The following is a 2,767-nucleotide window of genomic DNA, read 5'->3' as shown; positions in this document are numbered from 1 at the left end:
ACTGCGGCCGCCAGGTCACTGTCCTGCTGCAACGCATGCTCGAGGAAGGCTTCGACGGCGGGGCGCAGGGTGTCGGGGACGCTCTTGTCGTCACGCAAGGCCAACTGGCGCAGGGCAACGGCGTAGCGCTCCCCGAGCGGCACATTGAACTGGTGCCCCACATCCCACCTCGCAGGCTTCCTAGGATCTAGATTCTAGTCATGACGATGTGGCTGTCGGGAGATCGTTGGGACGTTGCCCGGCGTGTTGGCTTGACTTCGGCGTACCGTCGACTCATGGCTATCGCACGCCGCCCACAGCGCCGTCTCGCACCAATCGAGGCAACAGTCGGCCTCGAGAAGTATGAGGGCCTTTGGATCGCGGTGAAGGACGAGCGTGTCGTTGCGGCAGCGGAAACCACACGTGAGCTGGTGTACGCCCTAGCCAAGATTGGTCCGTCGGCCGAGGGTGCCACGATGCAGCGCGTGCCCAAGCCGGAGAAAGGACTCCTTGTCGGGCTCGGCTGACCATCGGGCGCTTTCACCTCTTCCCTTATCGAGAAGAGTCCCGCCGCCCGTCGCCCGGATACGTGCGGCCAATCCCCCGCCCCATCGTCGATCTGCGCTTGGCACACGGTCATCACGAGGCGAGGCTGGTTGCCCTGATCGACACCGGCGCTCCGGTCACACTCTTCGACGCGGCGATGGCCGAAGCGGTCGGCATCCGGCTCGGCCAGCCTGGCGCACCGTCTGAGGAGGTGACGATCCTGGGCGGGACTCGAAAAGCAGAGCGCCACATGGTGCATCTGACGCTCCCTCCTTTTGACGACGTGTCTTGGGAGTGGCCTTTCGCACTCTTGAGAGGCCGGCCCGAACTGGGCTACGCGGCGGCGAGGGTGTCGAGCAGATTGTCCAGGGTTTTGCCTGACGGCTCAGCGGCGCATGACATGGCTGTAATTCGCTGTAGCCACAGCGCTTTGCGGAGTGCGGCGAGTGCGTCGAGGAAGCTGGCGTGGCTCTTGGCGGGGTACCAGGGTCGGGGTGTCCAGCTGCGTCGGGTGCCGTAGCTGGACAGATACCAGCACCAGATCGCGGTGTGCAGCCACAGGGACAGCGCGGCGGCGCGTTCGGGTCCGGCGCCGTGCCAGAATTGGGGTTGTTCGCCGCCGAGGTGCTGCTTGGTGTCGCGGAAGGTGACCTCGATCGACCACCGGCCGGCGTAGCGGGCGGCGATCTCGGCGTCGGTGGACGTGGTGTCGGTGCTGATGAAGAAGTCGTCGGGCTGGGTGCCGGTCGGGTCGCGGACGATGACCAGCCGGACCAGGTGGTCGGGATCGACGGTGTACCAGAGCACCTGACGCGACCAGATCAGCCGGCGCACGGTGCGGCCGCGTTCCTCGACCTCGACGGCGGTCCAGTTGGTCGCGGTCGCGGCGAGCTGGGGTGGGGTGGGTAGCCGGGCGCCCTTCTTGGCTGGCCGACCGCGCCGGCCGGTGCGCGGCGGGGCAGGCTCGTACAGGGCGGCGTCGCGACGCAGCCGGCTGGTCACGCTGGTGCGCGGCAGGCCGGCTCCGGCCAGGCTGGCGTAGGCGCCGTCGGCGCACATCGCGAAGTGCCGGTCGGGCAGCCAGCCGGCGAGTTCGGTCATCATCTGCGCGGCCAGCGCGACGGTCGTCGCCCCGCCCTTGCGGTGCAGGCGCATGTTCACCGGCAGGCCCAGCGGGCAGCCGCCCCACGGCGCCCGGATGCGCACGGTGAGCACGACCAGGTTCAGTCCGCGGGCGTAGACGACCTTGCGCACGGTGGAACGCACCGCGTCACGGAACACCCCGGCGCCCTCGACCTTGCGCCCGTCGCGGTGGAACAGCGTGTCGTCGCAGTCGACCGTCACCATCCCGGCCGGGACCAGGGCAGCGACGATGTGGGTGGCGAGCACCCGCCACAGCGCGCTCATGCTCCATCGGCCGGCCCGGACGAACCGGTGATAGGCATCATGCGCCCGTCGGCCGTCGGGGTCGCCGACGGTCAGCATCCGGGTGATGGCGCGCCGCCCCGGGGTGTTCACCCAGCCGGTGAGCAGGTCGTTGAAGCAGGCGAAGCCCGGCGCGGTGAAGCTGCCGCGCACCAGATCGAGCATTGCCGTCCAGGCAGTCACCGGCTGCGGCGAGCAGCGGCCCGGGTCAGCAGCACGGCCAGCCCGGCGTTGCCCTTGGCCTCCAGCGCCGCTTGGGCCGTCCGGTACCGCTCCACCGCCGCGCGCACCGGGCCGATCTGCTCGTCGGGCAGCATCACCGTCCGGTTGCGCCCGGCTTCTGAGTAGGACAGCACGGTCGCCTCGTGCAGCGACTCACCATCGGCGCACCGGCACTGCGCCTTGCCGCAGCGCCGTCGCTGCACCACGACCGACCCGCGGATCATCCGCGGGAAGCCAGCAGAGCTTGGACCAGCCATCACCGACATCCTCCAACCTGCACGCGAGGCGCGTGCAGGTTGATCATCTCGTGGACGCCTGGAACAGGCGGGATCTTGCCCGGCGTGTCGGGCCCGAACTGAGCTACTCGGTGACCGGCCGCTTCCCGGGCGTCACTTCAAGAGTGCGAAAGTCCACTACCACTACGTGGCGCATCCCTCAACCGAAGGTCCGCAGCTGATCCGCCAATGGGGCCCCGACACCACGCGCCGGACCGCCTACCAGAGCGAGGCAGTACCAGGTGTCGGGCCGGTGCCCGGCGCGCAGATCGCCATCACGCGCGACGACGACGCTCAGCTGACGGTGTACGAGTTGGCCC

General features: G+C 69.1%; 3 protein-coding genes. 1 reads left to right on the top strand and 2 read right to left on the bottom strand.

Annotation, left to right across the window (positions count from 1 at the left end):
* The first annotated feature begins 275 nt into the window (after positions 1–275).
* Complete coding sequence (locus ACR2FV_RS05515; RefSeq protein WP_434014700.1) at positions 276–506, top strand: DUF5678 domain-containing protein; 231 nt, start codon at positions 276–278, stop codon at positions 504–506.
* A gap of 352 nt (positions 507–858) precedes the next feature.
* Here the strand turns inward: ACR2FV_RS05515 and ACR2FV_RS05510 are convergent, their stop codons facing one another.
* Together ACR2FV_RS05510 and ACR2FV_RS05505 are read right to left on the bottom strand one after the other, a co-directional pair.
* Positions 859–2,133: an IS701 family transposase gene (locus ACR2FV_RS05510; protein WP_434014699.1), complete on the bottom strand. Its 1,275-nt coding sequence runs from the start codon at positions 2,131–2,133 to the stop codon at positions 859–861.
* Positions 2,130–2,429 carry a DUF6788 family protein gene (locus ACR2FV_RS05505; protein ID WP_434014698.1) on the bottom strand — a complete coding sequence of 100 codons (300 nt, stop codon included), beginning with the start codon at positions 2,427–2,429 and terminating at the stop codon, positions 2,130–2,132. Before ACR2FV_RS05505 ends, ACR2FV_RS05510 begins: the two co-directional genes overlap by 4 nt.
* Between the last annotated feature and the right edge of the window lie 338 nt (positions 2,430–2,767).

This window comes from Ornithinimicrobium sp., assembly GCF_051004135.1.
In the GTDB taxonomy this organism is placed as follows: Bacteria; Actinomycetota; Actinomycetes; order Actinomycetales; family Dermatophilaceae; genus Ornithinicoccus.
Note: the sequence above shows the minus strand (reverse complement) of the source record. Positions and strands in the feature narration are given on the sequence as shown.

Excerpts from the sequence above, each read along its gene's own strand:
- ACR2FV_RS05515 (WP_434014700.1), top strand. The coding sequence starts at position 276 with ATGGCTATCGCACGCCGCCCACAGCGCCGTCTCGCACCAATCGAGGCA.
- ACR2FV_RS05505 (WP_434014698.1), bottom strand. The coding sequence starts at position 2,429 with ATGGCTGGTCCAAGCTCTGCTGGCTTCCCGCGGATGATCCGCGGGTCG.